Source organism: Actinokineospora sp., assembly GCF_050699995.1.
GTDB lineage: Bacteria > Actinomycetota > Actinomycetes > Mycobacteriales > Pseudonocardiaceae > Actinokineospora.
Map to the genome: position 1 here is coordinate 1 of NZ_JBOHGC010000643.1, position 1,212 is coordinate 1,212.

Genomic DNA, 1,212 nt, shown 5'->3' on the forward strand with positions numbered 1-1,212 from the left:
CGGCTGTCCGCTCGACGGCGACGGGGACAAGGTGTTCGACGGCATCGACCAGTGCGACGGCACCCCCAAGGGCTGCACCGTGGACGCCAAGGGCTGCCCGACCGACGCCGACGGCGACGGCGTCTGCGACGGGGTGGATACCTGCCCCGACACCCCCAAGGGCGCCACGGTGGACGCCGCCGGCTGCCCGAAGGACGGCGATGGCGACGGGGTGCTGGACGGCCTCGACCAGTGCGCCGACACCCCCAAGGGCTGCACGGTGGACGGCGACGGCTGCCCGATCGAGCTGGTCGAGCGCGAGACCGAGCTCTTGGACACCGGCATGATCCGCCTGCAGAACATCAACTTCGAGACCAACAAGGCGACCATCCTGCCCGAGTCGTACCCGACCCTGGACATCGTCGGGCAGGTGCTGGGCAAGTGGCCGGAGCTCAGGATCGAGGTGGGGGGCCACACCGATGCGCGCGGCTCGGAGGCCCACAACCAGCGGCTGAGCCAGGCCCGCGCCGACTCGGTGCTCGCCTACCTCATGCGCAAGTTCCCGACGCTCAGGGCCGAGCAGTTCACGGTCAAGGGCTACGGGGAGAGCCGTCCGCTGGTGCCCAACACCAGCGCGCTCAACTGGGCCAAGAATCGGCGGGTCGAGTTCGTGGTGCTCAACAAGGACGTGCTGCGCCGCGAGGTCGAGCGCCGACGGCTGCTCAAGAAGGACGAAGGCAATTGATCCTGGCGCGGCGCGGTGCTGGACGATTTCCCAGGGCCGTCACGCTCCGTTAACGCCCGCGAAACAACGGTGTGGCTATCTAGTCGTCGAGAGTCGCCCGGTGGCCGCGGTCGTTCGGCCTGCCTGGCGCCGACGGGACCCCGACGAGCCATGAGACCTCGAGGATGCGAGTGATCTTGTTCAGGCACGGACCTGCGGGACACCGCGATCCCGCACGCTGGCCCGACGACGCGGGGCGCCCGGTGACCAAGCGGGGCGTCGAGCGCACGGCCCGGGCGGCGGCGGGTTTGAAGCGCGTCGTCGGGCGGGTCAGCCGCGTGGCCACGAGCCCCCTCGTGCGCGCCCATCAGACGGCCGATATCGTAGGCAACGCCATGGCGTCCGGCGTCCACGTCGAGACGGTCGATGCCCTGGCGCCCGGAGCGCCGCTGCGCGACACGATGCGCTGGCTCCGCGGCCTCGAGTCGGGAGCGAGCGTGGTGCTGGTG

At 70.7% G+C, this 1,212-nt stretch carries 2 protein-coding genes; both read left to right on the top strand.

Going from position 1 to position 1,212, the window contains the following annotated elements:
* Positions 1-724 (top strand): OmpA family protein (locus tag ACRDSQ_RS30840; RefSeq protein WP_431425976.1); only part of this gene is annotated, 724 nt, incomplete at its 5' end.
* A gap of 164 nt (positions 725-888) precedes the next feature.
* The coding region (locus ACRDSQ_RS30845) for a SixA phosphatase family protein (RefSeq protein ID WP_431425978.1) at positions 889-1,212 on the top strand (324 nt) is incomplete at its 3' end.